Raw genomic sequence first — 15,391 nt, 5'->3', positions numbered from 1 at the left:
GCACGAGGTTATCCCACACGGCGTTGCACGCCGATGCCATGCTCGCGGATCTTCTTGCGCAGCGTGTTGCGGTTGAGCCCGAGCAGGGCGGCGGCGCGGATCTGGTTGCCGCGCGTCTCCGCCAGTGTCATGCGGATCAGCGGGCGCTCCAGCTCGGCCAGGGCGCGCTCATACAGCACGCCTTCCTCGCCGGATTCCCGCAAGCTCGCCAGCAGCCGGCCGATATGGCGCTCGACCACGCTGGTCATGTTGTCGCTCTCCTCGCCGCCGCTCATCGCCTTTGCCGGCTCCTCCACCGGGCTATGGTCGGCCAGCTCCTGGGCGATCACCTCCTCGGTGATCACCGGCTGCGGCACCAGGGCGGTTAGGCGGCGGATCACGTTCTCCAGCTCACGCACATTGCCCGGCCAGCGATAGGCGGAAAGCAGCGCCATCGCCGCCGGGTCGATGGTCTTTGCCGGCAGCCCCTCGGCCTGCGCCTTGCCCAGGAAATGCTGGGCCAGCACGGGGATATCATCCGGCCGCTCGCGCAAGGGCGGCAGCCGGATCGGCACCACGTTGAGCCGGTAGAACAGATCCTCGCGGAACTGGCCGGAGCGGATCAGCGCGCGCAGATCCCGGTGGGTGGCGGCGACGATGCGAACATTGGCGCGGATCGGCTGGCGCCCGCCGACGGTGGTGAACTCGCCCTCTTGCAGCACGCGCAGCAGCCTTGTCTGCGCCTCCGGCGGCATGTCGCCGATTTCATCCAGAAACAAAGTGCCGCCGGCGGCCTGCTCGAAACGGCCGATATGCCGGTTGGTGGCGCCGGTGAAGGCGCCGCGCTCATGCCCGAACAGCTCGCTCTCGATCAGCTCGCGCGGGATCGCGGCCATGTTGATGGCCACGAACGGCCCTTGCCGCCGGCGGCCGAAATCATGCAAAGCGCGCGCCACCAGCTCCTTGCCGGCGCCGGATTCGCCGTTGATCATCACTGTCAGATCGGTGGTCGTGAGCCGGGCGATGATGCGGTAGATTTCCTGCATCGCCGGGCTGCGGCCGATCAGCGGCATCGCCTCGTCGGGGTTGGGCTTCTGCGCGTCCGGCGCCGCCGCCAGGGCGATCGGCTGCTTCAGCGCCCGGTCCACCACCGCCAGCAGATCGGTCAGGTCGAACGGCTTGGGCAGATATTCGAAGGCGCCGCGCTGGGTCGCCTGCACCGCCGTGGTCAGCGTGCTTTGCGCGCTCATCACGATCACCGGCAGCTCCGGGCGGATGCGGCGGATGCGCGGGATCAGATCCAGCCCGTTTTCATCCGGCATGATGACATCGGTGATGGCGACATCGCCCTCCCCATCCTCCACCCAGCGCCAGAGTGTGGCGGCGGAGGAGGTGGCGCGCACCTGATACCCGGCACGCCCCAGAGCCTGGGTGAGCACGGTGCGGATCGAACGATCGTCATCGGCGACGAGTACGGTGGGAAGCGTCATGGGCTTAATTCACGCCTTCTTCGGGATCTTCAAAAACGGGCAGATGGATGCGGAATTCGGTACGGCCGGGATGGCTGTCGACATCGATGAGCCCGCCATGATCGGCGACGATCTTCGCCACCAGCGCCAGACCCAGCCCGGAGCCCGCCGCCTTGGTGGAGACGAAGGGCTCGAACAGATGCCGGCGGATATCCTCCGGGATACCGGGGCCGTTATCGCGCACCGCGACGAAGATCGGCAGATTCGGGCGCGAGCGCCCGGCCGAGGCGGAGAGCCGCACCCCGTGCTGGAAGCCGGTGGTGAGATGGATCTCGCCATCCTGGCGGTCGCCGCCCTCGATCGCCTCGGCGGCGTTCTTGACCAGGTTCAGCAGCACCTGGATCAGCTGGTCGCGGTCCCCCAGCACATGCGGCAGCGAGGGGTCGTAGCTCTCGATGAATTTCACCTTGGCGGCGAAGCCGGAGGCGGAAAGCTTGCGGACATGCTCCAGCACCCGGTGGATATTCACCGCCTGGCGCTCCAGCGTCTTCTCGCCAAAGGTCTCCATCCGCTCGACCATGGCGCGGATGCGGTCCGCCTCGTCGCGAATCAGCACCGCCAGCTCGCGGTCCTGCGGCGGGGAGCTCAGCTCCAGCAGCTGGGCCGCGCCGCGAATGCCCGAGAGCGGGTTCTTCACCTCATGCGCCAGGATGGCAGCCATGCCGGTGATCGAGCGCGCCGCGTTGCGCGCCGACATTTGCTGGCCGAGCGCCTTGGCGGCGGATTCGTCCTGCAAGGTGAGCACGACGAAGCCCGGCTGGTCCAGCAGCGGGGCGGCGAGCACGGCGCAGCCGCGCCTGGTCATGCGCGGGCCTTCCATGATCAGATCATGCTCGGCGATGGTGACCCGGCCGAGCGGGCGCGTTCCATCATCAGGAAAATCGGATGGTCCACCGGCAGCAATTCGCTGAGATTGGTCATCTGCAGCATGGTTTTGGAGGCGCCAAAAAACTCTTCGGCGGCGTAATTCACCTCGGCGATGATATCCTGCTCATCCACCACCACCACGGCGATGGGCATGGCCTCCAGGATCTGCGCCGGGTCGAGCTTGACCTGCGTTTCCCGCGGCGCCCGGCGCACCAGCTTGAAGGCTTTCCGAAACCCGCTCATTTCACGCCACTCCTTCGTCGCGGCGCAAAATGATTTCTCTCTGCGCGCGTGGCCGCCCCACCATCCCCACGCGCGTATTTTTTTCCGTCATCATGTGAAACAGCGTCATGCCGCCATCGCCATTTCGTCCTGGCGGATGAAGCCCTGTTCGATCAGCGGGTCGTAGAATTCATGAATCAGCGCCTCCACCGCGGCGCCGTCATCCAGCCGGTTGATCCGGGCGCGGAAGCCGGCCGAGCTGTGCAGCCCCTGGCTGTACCAGGCGACATGCTTGCGCCCCAGCCGCACCCCGGCCTGCTCGCCGAAATGCGCCCGGATGGCGCGGTAATGCCGCAGCAAGATCTCCTTCTGCGCGGCCAGGCTGGGCGGTGGGGTGCGGGTGCCGGTGGTGAGGTAGTCGATCACCTGCTGCAGGAACCAGGGCCGGCCATAAGAGCCGCGCCCGATCATCACCCCGTCCGCCTGGGCGCGGCGCAGCGCCTCGGCGGCCTTGTCCACGCTGGTGATGTCGCCATTGACGATCACCGGCAGGCTGGTCGCGGCCTTCACCTCGGCGATGAAATCCCAGTTCGCGACACCCTCATAGAATTGCTGGCGGGTGCGGCCATGCACGGTGAGCAGCGCGATGCCCGCCTGCTCGGCGATGCGCGCCAGGCTGGGCGCGTTCAGGCTGTTATGGTCCCAGCCCATGCGCATTTTCAGCGTCACCGGCACATTCACCGCGCGCACGGTGCTCTCCAGAATCCGCCCGGCCAAAATCTCGTCACGCATCAGCGCCGAGCCGGCGGTCTGGCCGATCGCCACTTTTTTCACCGGGCAGCCGAAATTGATGTCGATGAGGTTGGCGCCCAGCCCGACGGCGATACGCGCCGCCTCGGCCATCGCCTCCGGGTCGCAGCCGGCCAGCTGCACGGAATTCGGGCCGCCGGCGGAGACTACTTCGGCCATGCGCAGCGTGTTGCGGTTCTCGCGCACCATCGCCCAGCTGGCGATCATCTCGGAGACGACCAGCCCCGCCCCTTGCTCTTTCACCAAGGCGCGAAAGGGCAGATCCGTCACCCCGAGAGCGGGGCGAGGATGACAGGGTGATCCAACCGCACCGCCAGGGGGCCCTGGCCGATGGTGATCGGTTTGATCATGGGGAAAACGTCGTTGCTCATGATTTGGGCAAATTATTCCGCCTTGCCGCGCCGCGCAATGCGTCAGCCCTTCTTTTTAGGCGAAGCCGCCCTCAGATCTCCCTTATTGACGCTCCGGCCTTGGCGCGTGCATTCCAGGCCGGAGCATTATCAGGAGAAACAGGGCATGATTCCGCGCATCGGCACCGGCTATGACGTTCACGCGATGGCGGAGAACCGCGACATGATCATCTGCGGGGTGAAGCTCCCGCATGAGATGGGGCTGGCCGGCCATTCGGACGCCGATGTCGGCATCCATGCGCTGTGCGACGCGATCTATGGCGCGCTGGCGGAAGGCGATATCGGCCGGCATTTCCCGCCCTCCGAGACTGAGTGGAAGGACATGGACAGCGCCCGCTTCCTGCGCCACGCCGCCGAGCGGATCAAGGCGCGTGGCGGCAAGCTGGCGAATGCGGACATCACCATCATCTGCGAACGCCCGAAAATCACCCCGCATGCCCCGGCCATGCGCCAGCGCCTGGCGGATCTGCTCGGGGTGTCGATCGATCTGATCTCGGTGAAGGCCACCACCTCCGAGCGTCTGGGCTTCACCGGCCGTGGCGAGGGCATTGCCGCGCAGGCGGCGGTGATCGTGCTGGTGCCGGAGGGCTGAGGCCCAACCCGCTTTGGCGGACTGCATGAAAAAGCGTCGAAAGCCTGCTTCCGGCGCTTTTTGTTTACGCATCATGAAGCATTTTGCATGCGCCGGGAGGGGGTAAATTAATCTATACTAAGCTTATGAAGAAAACTTCATTAGCCCAGCTTTTTGGTATTGCTGCGCTGCGAATTGGCCGGTTTCGCCGTTTCATCCGGCCAGTTATATACTCCACCCATAGGATGAGTGTTCTCTCCTATTTCTTGGACGTTTCCTCCCTAAACTTGGCGGTGCTTTTGTGCACCGCCTTTTTTTTGTCCTCTTCGGCGGCGCGGATAGCCAGCGCCTAAGCGATCTGCTTGGCGGCGATGATCACCGGCGGGCTGCCGAGCAGCGGGCCGGCGGCGGACAGGGCGGCTTTCAGATGCGCGCTGGCCATATGCGCGTCCACCGCCGCCTGGTCGGCATAGGCCTCATAGACGATGAAGGTGCCGGGCGCGTCGGTGGCTTCGTGCAGGGTGTAGGTGACATTGCCCGGCTCCTGGCGGGTGGCGGTGACCAGCTCTTCCAGGGTCAGGCGCAGTTCGGTTCCGCGCCCGGGGGCGGCGGTCAGGGTCGCGAAGACATAGACGATTTTATTGTCCACCATGAGGGGTTCCTCTGTCTGTTTTGGGTCAGTTCTGTCTGCGGGTGGCGCGCGGCCCCAGATCTGGCAGGGCCGGGATGCGCGGGAGGGATGATATCGCGGCGGGGATCGCGGGCAAGGTTGCGCCGCTCTGGCACAATGCGGGCCGAAACGCCGATCCGCGGAGTGGGGGGCTTCTGTTGCCCGGCGCCCCCGAGCCGCGCTTTAGCTACTGATTAGGCAGCTGCAGCGAATGCAACGTTGTTATCGTTCGCATTTAAAAATTAGCCCGATAACGGCGGTACAATGCCGGGCAAAAGATGGGTCTTTACCACGCGTGTCGAGTCTATTTCGCCCCCGCAAATCCCCCGTGATCGCGTCCTGATGACGTAGCGGCGAACGCCGCGAAGTCTGAATCAGGCCGCGGCGGCCCCGAAGGGCCGCAAGAGAATATGGAGGCGCCGGGTACCGCCCCGGGTCCACAACGCTTATTCCACGCACCGTTTATCGCCATAGTCAGCAAGCTGACGAGGCTGATATAGGCGCCCTTCGCGGTTTGTGAAAGAGCCCCCGTGCTGGCCAGACTCGGCCCGGTATGGGAGAGAGGGGGATGATACGCCGCGCTTTGGGATGCGGCCCGCGCGCAAAGATTGAGGTGAGCCTTGCAGCAATATCACGATGCCCTCCGCACGGTGCTGGAGCTGGGCGAGATGTCGAGTGACCGCACCGGCACCGGCACAATCTCCTATTTCGGGCTGCAATCGCGCTATCGGCTGGCGGACGGGTTTCCGCTGGTGACGACGAAGAAGCTGCATATCCGCTCGATCATCCATGAGCTGCTCTGGTTCCTCGCCGGGGACACCAATATCCGCTACCTCAACGAGAATGGCGTGACGATCTGGGATGAATGGGCCGATGCAAATGGCGATCTCGGCCCGGTCTATGGCCGCCAGTGGCGCGCCTTTCCGGCGCTGGAGCCGGCGGGGCTGGCGCAGGATGGCGCCCCGCTCTACCGCGCCCGCGAGATCGACCAGATCGCGCAGCTGGTCGAGATGATCAAGAAAACCCCGGATAGCCGCCGGCTGATCGTCTCCGCCTGGAATCCCGGCGATGTGCCGCAAATGGCGCTGCCGCCCTGCCATACGATGTGGCAGGTCCGGGTGCTCAACGGCAAGCTGCATCTGCAGCTCTATCAACGCTCGGCGGATATGTTCCTGGGGGTGCCGTTCAACATCGCCTCCTACGCGCTGCTGCTGGTGATGCTGGCGCATGTCACCGGCTATGAGCCGGGGGTTTCGTGCATACGCTGGGCGACGCACATATCTATTCCAACCATATGGAGCAGGTGAAATTGCAGCTCTCGCGCACGCCCAAGCCATTGCCCAGCTTGCGGATCAAGCGCCAGGTCAGCTCGATTTTCGATTTCCGCTACGAGGATTTCGAGATCCTCGGCTATGAGCCAGACCCGGCGATCCGCGCCCCGGTGGCGGTCTGATGCTGACATTGATCGTCGCCCGGGCGCGCAACGGCGCCATTGGCCGGGCGGGGGCTATCCCTGGGAGCTGCCGGAGGATCTGAAATCCTTCCAGCGCGAGACGCTGGGCGGGGCGGTGATCATGGGCCGCAAGACCTGGGAGAGCCTGCCGGTGAAGCCGCTGCCCAGGCGGCTCAACATCGTCGTCTCGGCGCGGCCGAATGCGGCGGAGCTGGTGGCGCCGGATGTCGGCGCGGCGATCGCGCTGGCCTATGAGCGTGGCCATGATCGGGTTTACGGCATCGGCGGGGCGCGGATCTATCAGGAGATGCTGCCGCTTGCCGACCGTCTGCTGATCTCCGAGGTCGCGCTCGACGTGCCGGATGCCGACACGTTCTTCCCGGATTTCCCGGCGCAAGCGTGGCGGCTGGTGCATGAGCGGGTGTTGCGGGCGCAGGCGCCGGGCTGCGTCCTGCGCGACTATCTGCGCCGCGCCTGAGACGCCAGGGCAAGTGCGACTCAGACCGGGACCAGCGCTCCGTCTTTCCAGATCTGCAGGGTCACGAAGCTGGCAATGTTCTGGCCGCTGGCGTCGAACTGCGCGCCGAAGCCATTGGCCAGCGCGCCCGGCGCCAGCTTGAGCTGGCGCAGCGCCGCGAGCAGCTTCGCCGGGTCGCCGCCGGCCGCGTTCAGCGTGTCGAAGGTCAGCTTGGCGCCGACATAGGCGGTGCAGCTTTCCGCCGAGCGTGGCGGCACCGCGAAGCGGGTTTCATAGGCTTTCGCCACCGCCAGGGCGGGGCCGGGGAAAAACGGCGCGGCGATGACAAAGGTGCCGTTCAGCGCCCCGCCCAGCGCCACCTGGGTATCGCGCAGCCCGTAGCCGTTGCCGCAGCCCAGCAGCGCATCCGGCCGCCAATTCAGGTTCCTCATCGCCTGGAACAAAGCCAGCGTATCATCCGGCCCGGCGGCGTGCAGCAGCACCTCCACCTTGGCGCGCATCATCCGCCCCACCTGCTCGTAAAGCCCGGCCGCATCCGTCGGATAGCCGGCGGAGAGCGCCACGCTCTGCCCCGCCTTGCCCAGGGCCGTCAGCGTCGCCGCCGCGATCGCCCCGTCAGTGGCGCCGGTATTGAACAGCAGCCCGAGCTTGCGCTTGGCGAAGCGCGCCTGCACCGTCGCCGCCGCCAACCCGCCGATCATGCTGGTGGTGGGCGCGGTGCGTAGCAGGAATTTGAAGCCGCGGGTCATGATGCCATCCGCCGGGGCGGTCAGCTCGATGAACGGCGTCTGCGCCAGCTCCGCCGCCGCCGTCGCCGGGTAGGAGAGGGCGGAGCTGCCGCTGCCCAGCAGCAGATTGGCGTGGGATTGGGTGAGCAGCCCGTTCACCGCGGTGGCGGCGCTGGCCTGGGTGGACATATCCGCGCTGGTGAAGGCGACAGGCTGGCCGGCCACCCGCCGGCCGCGTTCACATCCGCGATGGCCAGCAAAATCCCGCGCAACGCCTCATCTCCCTGCAGCGCCTCGGCGCCGGTCAAGGGCAGGGCGGCGCCGAAGCGCGCTTTCGGCGGGGTGGGGGCGGGCGGCTTCTGGGCAGTGCTGGCGGCGCGGCCCAAAGCGGGCAGGGCCAGGGCCAGACCAGTGCCCAGCAGGGCGCGGCGGGGAAGGGGGCTCATGCGCCGCCTACCTTGCACCGGCGATGGCTTGACGCAAGCCGGGCGAAGGCGTCGATATGGCGCCATGATGCTTCCCGAGACGATGCGCTTTGTCGATCTTCCCACCCCGGCGGTCCGGAGGCGATGGTGATCGCTCATGGCCCGGTGCCTGTGCCGGGGCCGGATGAGGTGGTGATCCGCGTGCAGGCGGCCGGGGTGAACCGGCCGGATGTGCAGCAGCGCAAGGGGCTCTACCCGCCCCCGCCCGGTGCCAGCCCGATTCTGGGGCTGGAAGTGGCCGGCGAGGTGGTGGCGCTGGGCGAGATGGCGAGCGGGTTTTATCCCGGCCATAAGGTGACGGCGCTGTGCAATGGCGGCGGCTACGCGGAATATGTCGCGGTGCCGGCGGGCCAGTGCCTGCCCTGGCCGGACGGGTATGACGCCTTCAGGGCCGCCGCGATTCCGGAGAATTTTTTCACCGTCTGGGCCAATCTGTTCGACATGGCGCAGCTCGCCCCGCAGGAGAGCCTGCTGGTGCATGGCGGCACCTCCGGCATCGGCCTCACCGCCTTGCAGCTGGCCCGCGCCCAGGGGTCGCGCGTCTTCGCCACCGCCGGTTCGGACGAGAAATGCGCGGTGATCGAGCGCTACGGCGCCACCGCGATCAATTACAAGACCCAGGATTTCCAGGAGGTCATCGCCCAGGCCACGGATCAGCGCGGGTGGATGTGGTGCTGGATATGGTCGGCGCGCCTTATACCCAGCGCAACATCAAATCCCTCGCCCCGCGCGGGCGGCTGGTGCAGGTGGCCTTCATGCAGGGCGCCAAGGCCGAGATCGATCTGCTGCCGGTGATGACCAAGCGCCTGACCATCACCGGCTCCACCATGCGCCCGCGCAGCGCCGAGGAGAAGGCGCATATCGCCGCGTCGCTGAAGCATCATGTCTGGCCGCTGCTGGCCAAGGGCAAGGTCTCCCCGGTGATCGACAAGGTGTTTCCCCTGGCGCAGGTGGCGCAGGCGCACGCGCTGATGGAGGCCAGCACCCATATCGGCAAGATTTTGCTGGACCTGGCCGGTTGAGTTTTCCGGCAAAGCCGATATGGCTGGCGCAGACCAACGGAAGCCTTATCGCATGAAACCGCATCTTGCCGCGCTGGCGGCCGCTCTGCTTCTGGCCGGCTGCGCCAGCCCGCCGCAAAGCCAGGCCGACGCCGCCAACCGGGCCGCCTGCACCGCCAGCGCCAACCAGGCCTATCAGAACAGCACGGTCAACCTGCAGGCCCGCACCTTGCAGGATGGCCAGCGTTTCGGCGCGCCGACCCAGCTGTTCCAGTCCGAGCAGATGGGGGCGATGAATGACCGCTATCAGCAGATTCAGCGTTGCGTGCAGTTCGGCAACCAGAATGGCGGCCCCAGCGTGAACAACGTGCCGGTCGTCACCCCGCATATCGTCAACTAACGGAGTTTTTCATGAGCCGTATCATCCGCACCGAGGCCGGCCCGGTTCTCGCCAAGGCCGTCGAATATCACGGATTCGTCTACACCATGGGCGTCGGCCCGCTGGATAATAGCGGCGACATCAAGGCCCAGACCAAGGACGTGCTGGACCAGATCGATGCCCTGCTGGAAGCGCATGGCACCGACAATACCCGCCTGCTCCAGGCGCATATCTGGCTAAAGGATATTTCAGATCGCGCCGCGCTTAATGAAGTCTGGACCGCATGGCTGCCGGAAGGCCAAGCCCCGGTGCGCGCCTGCGTCGAGGCCAAGCTGGCCGATCCGGCCTGGCTGGTGGAGATCATGGTCACGGCCTGCCGCTGATTTTTACCGGCCGTTCATTCTTTTTTAGAATGAACGATTTGGGGAGCGTTCCACGCTCCCTTTTTTGTTAAGACTCGCTTAAAAAACCCGGTTCTGGCCTGGAAAGATTGCGTTTTCGGCGTTTAGGAAAATTGTCTTAAACATAACAGCCAGATGACACTCAGATCATCGAATTTATGTATCTGTTGTAATTTTGTCGCAGTCATGGGTTGCGCCTCCTGCAATCCACCCGTAGCAAATCGTCATAGTTTGTTTGCGTCTCGTACGGATCGGGTGGACACGAAATGGCTGGGAACAAGGCGAACAGGATGATGACAAAGGGCGTTGCCGCCTGGGCTGCGGGTGTTTCCGTGGCCGCGATAACCGCCCTCTGCCCCGCCGCCGCCAAGGCTTCCACCCATCACAGCGTCTCCCACGTCTCCCATATCGCCCACAGCACGGTGCACCATACCAGCAGCCGCGTCGCGCATGAGACCCATCACATCAACACCCATGTGGCCGCGCGCGAAACCCACCACGTGATCCGCCATGTGGCGCAGAGCCGCCACGAGATCAGCCACACCCACGAAGCCAGCCGCCGCAGCGTGCATGAGCTGCATTATGTCGCCAGCCGGCATCTCTCGCACCGCGCCCGAATCGCCGCCGAATATCGCCATTCCTATATTCAGTGCGTGCCTTATGCGCGCGAGGTTTCGCATATCCAGCTCTCCGGCGATGCCTTCCTCTGGTGGGCCGAAGCCGCCGGCCGTTATGAGCGCGGCGACACCCCGAAGGTCGGCGCCGTGCTGAATTTCCGCTCCATCGGCCGCATGCCGCTCGGCCATGTCGCCGTCGTCACCGCCGTGCTCGACCCGCGCACCATCCTGGTGACGCAGGCGAACTGGGTCCCGGGCTCGATCACCAATGACGTCACCGTCCAGGACGTTTCCCCGGACAATAACTGGTCGGCGGTGCAGGTTGAGCTGGGCGATACCCGCACCATGGGCTCCACCTACCCGACCTACGGCTTCATCTATAACCATGCCGATACCGGCACGGTGATCGCCTCCACCAGCAATGGCCGCAACGAGGTCGCGGAAGCCCCAGTGGCCCGCCCGGTCGCCGCCGAAGCCCCCAACCGCAACCTGCAATAAGGCAGCGTTTTTGCCTCTCATCTGAGGTTCGGCTAAGCTCGCCCCGCGTCTTAGAGGCTGTTTCAAAAGTCGCTATGGTGAGTCGCCACGTGGTGATTTGCGAGCACCGGAGCGGAGCGTACTTAAGGTACGTGAGCACCGGCGCGCAGCAAACCGCCGCTTGGCGGCCGCCAGAGTGGCTTTTCAAACAGCCTCGTACTTATAGGAGCGATGCATGAGCCTGACCGCCAATTCCCGTACCGCCGACCACCCGATCGAGCCGGTTTTCCTTGAGCGCTGGTCGCCGCGCGCCTTCAATGGCGAGGGTATTTCCGAACATGATCTGCGCACCATGTTCGAGGCCGCGCGCTGGGCCCCGTCCTCCTATAATTCCCAGCCCTGGCGCTTCCTCTATGCCCGCCGCGACAATGCGCATTGGGACAAGTTCCTGGGCCTGCTGAACCCGTTCAACCAGAGCTGGGCAAAGACCGGCTCGGCCATCGTCTTCATCGTCTCCTCCGAGACCATGATGGTGCCGGGCAAGGAAACGCCGGTGCCGTCCTACAGCCATTCCTTCGACGCCGGCGCCGCCTGGGCCTGCCTGGCGCTGCAGGCCACCGCCATGGGCTGGTTCGCGCACGGCATGGTCGGCATCGAGCTGGAGAAGATCTATACCGAGCTGAAAGTCCCGGCCGGCTACAAGGTCGAGATGGGGCTGGTGATCGGCAAGCAGGGGCCGAAGGACCAGCTGCCGGAAGCTTTGCAGGCCCGCGAGGCGCCGAGCCCGCGCAAGCCGGTGACGGAATTGGCCTTCGAAGGCGGGTTCTGAAAGTAAGAGTTGGGGGGATTTTTGAAAAAATCCCCCAAACCCCCTTAAAAACTTTTGCTCTTTTACGCGGGGAGTTTCGCGGTTAGCGAAACGGGGAGCAGGCGCAGCAGCGCGACCCTTACGCGGTGCCAGAAGGCGGACAATAACAGCAGCGCGCAGCCGGCGATCAGCGCTGTCACCGCCAGGCTCTGCGCCTCGCTGCCGGACTGGCGCAGCACATGCGCCAGCGCATAAATCACATAGCCAAGGGCCGAGACCAGCAAGGCCCGCCGGTCCACCAGCAGCGCCACCATTGCCAGCACCGCGTACAGCGCCACCGCCATCGCCGCATCGCCGCCGCCCTGCAACAGCCCCAGCAGATAAAACGCCGGATGCACCAGCATGGGGGCGGCCAGCAGATGCAGCCAGAACGCCACATCCGCCCGGCGGGTGATCCTGGCGCGGTCCGACATGTCCCACCACAGCGCCACCGCGAACACCGCCAGCCCGCCCGCGATCATCAGCCAGGGCCAATAAGGCAGCAGCCCCGGCGCGAAGCCCAGCGCCAGAAACACCACCAGCCCAACCAAGGCCCCGCACCCGGCCGCCACCGTGATCGGCACCTTGAACCGCCACCAATGCGCGTAAATCGCCAGCGCCTCGAACCCGGCGGTAAAGCCGGTGGTGAGGTATAGCCCGCTCTTGGTTCCCACCCGCCCATAAGGCAGAAACGCCAGCAAATGATCGGCCACATAAACCCCAATCACATGCATCAGCAGCAGCGCGACACCCTGCGCATACATCAGCAGGAGCAAAATACTCGGCAGCGCCATGCGCCGGCGGCGGGTGAAATACTCCGCCATCACCCAGGCTTCCGCCGCCATCGCCAGCCCGCGTGACCAGGCATCCCCGGCCAGCACGAAGGTGGCGATGCCGACCAGCGCGATGGCGATGGAGACGAAAATATCGTTGAAGCCGCTCAACAGCCGGACATATTCCTCATCCACCGCCGGCAATTGCCGCCGCGCCGCGACGAACTCGCGCAGCGCCGCCGCATTTTGCGCGGTGATCGCCCCGTGTTGAACCGCTTCGTCGAGATCCTGTTCGGAATACATCAGACCAAAGCGGGCTTCAGATCCGCCTCGCGCTGTTTGCCCCGGAAGCCGTCGAACAGGCTCATCTGGTGCACGCAGCTCAGCGTGCAGGTCGGCGCGCAATCCTTCTTGGTATGGTATTCGCGCTTAATGTCCTCGCGCGTGTATTCCAGCAGCGGTTTCGCCGGATAGCCGCGCTGCTGCGAGCAATAATGCACCCGCCCATCCTCGGTGATGTAGAGATAGCGCGCCCCCGCCCGGCATTTCCAATCATTCGGCTTGCCCTGCATCAGGTTCTTCTGGAACAGCTTGTAGTTCAGCGTGTGCACCATCGAGGGCGAAATCTCCGTCACCCTCCGGTACGCCGCCATCTGCGCGTCCGAGAGCGCCTTCAGCGCCCCGGAATGGTCGTGCAGCACGCCCACCGAATGCTGGAACCCGTATTTCGCCGCGGTCTCGGCGATGGTGATCACATCCTGCGTGCGCTCACCGGTGACACCCAGCACCGAGTTCACATTCACATTGAACTTCGCATGCTCCTGCAGCAGCTTCAGCCGCCCTTCCACCGACGAGAGGCTCTTCATCGAAATATCGTCGGCGATCAGATTATCGATGCTGATCTGCATGCCCTGCAGCTTCGCCGCGTTCAGCCGCTCGATCCAGCTTTTGGAGAGCTTGAAGCCGTTGGTGATCATGGTCACGATCATGCCCTTGTCGCGGGCATGGCGGATCACCTTGTCCAGATCCGGGTGCAGCAGCGTCTCGCCGCCGGTGACGGTGAGCGAGGCGCAGCCCAGATCCGCCAGGTGGTCCACCTGCGCGATCAAGGTCGCCAGCGGCACGGGGGCCGAAAAATCGTCATATTCATTGCAATAGCCGCAGGCCAGGTTGCAGCGCCGCGTCACCACCATCTGCGCCAGGAGCGGCGTATAGCGCGTGAAAATCGCCTTGCCGGCGAAGCGCAGGCCCGCTCCTAAAGTATCGAGGCGCTCGGGAAGGGTCGGTTTATCCACGCGGAGGGGCTTTCTGGCTGGTGAAATACCAAGACAATAAAGAAAACAGTGAAAAACTCAAATTGTGACGCTCTGTCGTCTCTCTTGTTCATCAGCTTTGGCCGTGAGATGAACCGGCGATCGAAACAAGAAAAAGCTCGATGGGATCACCTGTTACATCGCTTTTTACGATGCCGATTTCGACGACCGACGCCGGCGCAATGGCAAATCTGTTCCTCAATGAGGCGGCTGGCCCGCACAAAGAGGCGACATTAACGCTCAAGGCGATGGGTTTGATGCGGTGCGTTCTGGAAAATCGCTTGCGCCACCCGGGGATGTTTGGGGCGCCGGGTGCGACCACGCTGACGCAGATCATCAAAGCGGCGGGCTTTGGGGTACAGTTTGCCGGGTTTAACACCTACCCGACTTTACCTGCGTCCATACAGGCTAATATTGATGCGAAGTTGAGCATTGCGGCCGATTTATCGGACCCACGGCAGGCGCGTTATCTTGCGTTTGTGAAGGCGGCAATCACCGCGGCCACCCAACCAGCGCCTACCGATCCATGTCCGACAGGGCTATATTTCTGGCGCACGGCAGGTGCGTCAGGTCCTGGCGGCAAATCCTCCCTCTACCAAAGCCTCGATGGGAATGACTTTTACACCTTGCCGGCAGGCTTTTTCCCCGCGTCCCATAAGCGCCGCTAAGGTGATGTTTGTCTTGCTGGCGTCCGCGAAGGCTGACTCACGGATTGGCGGCGTCGGCTATAATCAGCTTCATGGCGTCGGCGTGAAGCTGAAGCCCAGGGCGGCTACCCTCCGCACGCGACCCGCACCCACGTCACCGCCTGGCTCAAATCCGGATAGGCGTCGGATTTATCGAAAAATCGCATCGCCATCATCGCAGGATCGGATTTAGCAAACACCCAATTTGCAGCGGCGAAGCCGGGTAGGATGATGGCGTAGGGGGCGTTCTCTTGCATGTTGGCGGGGCTGAAATCGCGATGTAACGTCACGATGGCGGAGGATGTCCCCGCATCCCCCGAAATCCCAAGTTGGCACAGCCCTTTGCCGTTCGGGCAGGTCTCGTCCATGGCGAGTTCGGTCTGCAAGGTTTTGCCGTTGGGGGTGTAGAGCTGGAACACCCAACGCGCCCCCGCCGCAGCCGCCGTCTGGTGTCGGATGGTCAGCCGATAGAAGGCTGGCTGGTCCGGATCGTGCAGGGCGGGTTGCGGCCTGGGCTCATAAACCGCGCCATATATCCCGCAAGACGCCGCCCGCGCCTGCAACGGCCCCAGCAGGCATGTCAGCACCAACCCTGCTCTCAACGATGCGCCACGCCACGCCGCCACGCTCATCTCCTCGCTCGATGTGTCTTGTCTAACAGCGCCGCGCCCAACAAAAAACCCCGGCATCGCTGC

Annotated in this window: 13 protein-coding genes, 1 other RNA gene and 5 pseudogenes; 9 read left to right on the top strand and 10 right to left on the bottom strand. The window is 64.5% G+C overall.

What is annotated here, in order from left to right:
• Positions 1-8: 8 nt before the first annotated feature.
• From ntrC to dusB, 3 genes and pseudogenes are all read right to left on the bottom strand, one after another.
• Entirely contained in the window at positions 9-1,469 is a 1,461-nt protein-coding gene (gene ntrC, locus GT370_RS13485; protein ID WP_008494105.1) for a nitrogen regulation protein NR(I), read from the bottom strand.
• 4 nt (positions 1,470-1,473) lie between these two features.
• Positions 1,474-2,618, bottom strand: a pseudogene (locus tag GT370_RS13480) (two-component system sensor histidine kinase NtrB).
• Positions 2,619-2,723: 105 nt separating this feature from the next.
• Positions 2,724-3,778, bottom strand: a pseudogene (dusB, locus tag GT370_RS13475) (tRNA dihydrouridine synthase DusB).
• Between the two features lie 145 nt (positions 3,779-3,923).
• Here dusB and ispF point away from each other — a divergent pair.
• Positions 3,924-4,409: pseudogene (gene ispF, locus GT370_RS13470) on the top strand (2-C-methyl-D-erythritol 2,4-cyclodiphosphate synthase); the annotation flags it as partial.
• A 328-nt stretch (positions 4,410-4,737) separates the two neighbouring features.
• On the opposite strand, the gene GT370_RS13465 reads toward ispF, so the two are convergent.
• Together GT370_RS13465 and ssrA are read right to left on the bottom strand one after the other, a co-directional pair.
• On the bottom strand, positions 4,738-5,040 hold the full coding sequence (locus GT370_RS13465; protein WP_008494109.1) for a putative quinol monooxygenase: 303 nt from the start codon (positions 5,038-5,040) through the stop codon (positions 4,738-4,740).
• Between the two features lie 161 nt (positions 5,041-5,201).
• Positions 5,202-5,584, bottom strand: a transfer-messenger RNA (tmRNA) gene (gene ssrA, locus GT370_RS13460).
• A gap of 142 nt (positions 5,585-5,726) precedes the next feature.
• Between ssrA and GT370_RS13455 the strand changes: the two are divergent.
• Together GT370_RS13455 and GT370_RS13450 are read left to right on the top strand one after the other, a co-directional pair.
• Positions 5,727-6,511 (top strand): annotated as a pseudogene (locus tag GT370_RS13455) (thymidylate synthase).
• The gene (locus GT370_RS13450; RefSeq protein ID WP_270183216.1) at positions 6,471-6,989 is read left to right on the top strand and encodes a dihydrofolate reductase; all 519 of its coding nucleotides are present in this window, start codon (positions 6,471-6,473) and stop codon (positions 6,987-6,989) included. The pseudogene GT370_RS13455 and the gene GT370_RS13450 overlap by 41 nt, the downstream one beginning before the upstream one ends.
• 20 nt (positions 6,990-7,009) lie before the next feature.
• Here GT370_RS13450 and GT370_RS13445 read toward each other — a convergent pair whose 3' ends face one another.
• The gene (locus GT370_RS13445; RefSeq protein ID WP_270183215.1) at positions 7,010-7,942 is read right to left on the bottom strand and encodes an ABC transporter substrate-binding protein; all 933 of its coding nucleotides are present in this window, start codon (positions 7,940-7,942) and stop codon (positions 7,010-7,012) included.
• Positions 7,873-8,163 (bottom strand): hypothetical protein, encoded by a 291-nt coding sequence (locus GT370_RS13440; protein ID WP_270183214.1) that lies wholly within the window; start codon positions 8,161-8,163, stop codon positions 7,873-7,875. The genes GT370_RS13445 and GT370_RS13440 overlap by 70 nt, the downstream gene beginning before the upstream one ends.
• Before the next feature lie 64 nt (positions 8,164-8,227).
• Here GT370_RS13440 and GT370_RS13435 point away from each other — a divergent pair.
• The 5 genes and pseudogenes from GT370_RS13435 to GT370_RS13415 all read left to right on the top strand — a co-directional run bounded on the left by GT370_RS13435 (position 8,228) and on the right by GT370_RS13415 (position 11,906).
• Positions 8,228-9,224 (top strand): annotated as a pseudogene (locus GT370_RS13435) (NAD(P)H-quinone oxidoreductase).
• Positions 9,225-9,276: 52 nt separating this feature from the next.
• On the top strand, positions 9,277-9,603 hold the full coding sequence (locus GT370_RS13430; protein ID WP_008494116.1) for a hypothetical protein: 327 nt from the start codon (positions 9,277-9,279) through the stop codon (positions 9,601-9,603).
• Positions 9,604-9,614: 11 nt separating this feature from the next.
• Positions 9,615-9,965 (top strand): RidA family protein, encoded by a 351-nt coding sequence (locus tag GT370_RS13425; protein ID WP_008494117.1) that lies wholly within the window; start codon positions 9,615-9,617, stop codon positions 9,963-9,965.
• A 308-nt stretch (positions 9,966-10,273) separates the two neighbouring features.
• Positions 10,274-11,098: a CHAP domain-containing protein gene (locus GT370_RS13420; protein WP_008494118.1), complete on the top strand. Its 825-nt coding sequence runs from the start codon at positions 10,274-10,276 to the stop codon at positions 11,096-11,098.
• Positions 11,099-11,312: 214 nt separating this feature from the next.
• Positions 11,313-11,906, top strand: coding sequence for a nitroreductase family protein (locus GT370_RS13415; protein ID WP_008494119.1), 594 nt, complete (start codon positions 11,313-11,315; stop codon positions 11,904-11,906).
• A 62-nt stretch (positions 11,907-11,968) separates the two neighbouring features.
• Here GT370_RS13415 and GT370_RS13410 read toward each other — a convergent pair whose 3' ends face one another.
• Positions 11,969-13,000, bottom strand: a complete 1,032-nt coding sequence (locus GT370_RS13410; protein ID WP_008494120.1) for a hypothetical protein — start codon at positions 12,998-13,000, stop codon at positions 11,969-11,971.
• Positions 13,000-13,992, bottom strand: coding sequence for a radical SAM protein (locus GT370_RS13405; protein ID WP_008494121.1), 993 nt, complete (start codon positions 13,990-13,992; stop codon positions 13,000-13,002). Before GT370_RS13405 ends, GT370_RS13410 begins: the two co-directional genes overlap by 1 nt.
• Positions 13,993-14,192: 200 nt before the next feature.
• Between GT370_RS13405 and GT370_RS13400 the strand changes: the two genes are divergently transcribed.
• Positions 14,193-14,678: a hypothetical protein gene (locus GT370_RS13400; protein WP_144052735.1), complete on the top strand. Its 486-nt coding sequence runs from the start codon at positions 14,193-14,195 to the stop codon at positions 14,676-14,678.
• A 104-nt stretch (positions 14,679-14,782) separates the two neighbouring features.
• Here the strand turns inward: GT370_RS13400 and GT370_RS13395 are convergent, their stop codons facing one another.
• Positions 14,783-15,322 (bottom strand): hypothetical protein, encoded by a 540-nt coding sequence (locus GT370_RS13395; protein WP_144052736.1) that lies wholly within the window; start codon positions 15,320-15,322, stop codon positions 14,783-14,785.
• Positions 15,323-15,391 lie beyond the last annotated feature (69 nt).

It is taken from the genome of Acidocella sp. MX-AZ03 (assembly GCF_027626035.1).
In the GTDB taxonomy this organism is placed as follows: domain Bacteria; phylum Pseudomonadota; class Alphaproteobacteria; order Acetobacterales; family Acetobacteraceae; genus Acidocella; species Acidocella facilis.
The sequence above is the reverse complement of the archived record's forward strand: the minus strand, read 5'-3'. Positions and strand labels throughout refer to the sequence as shown.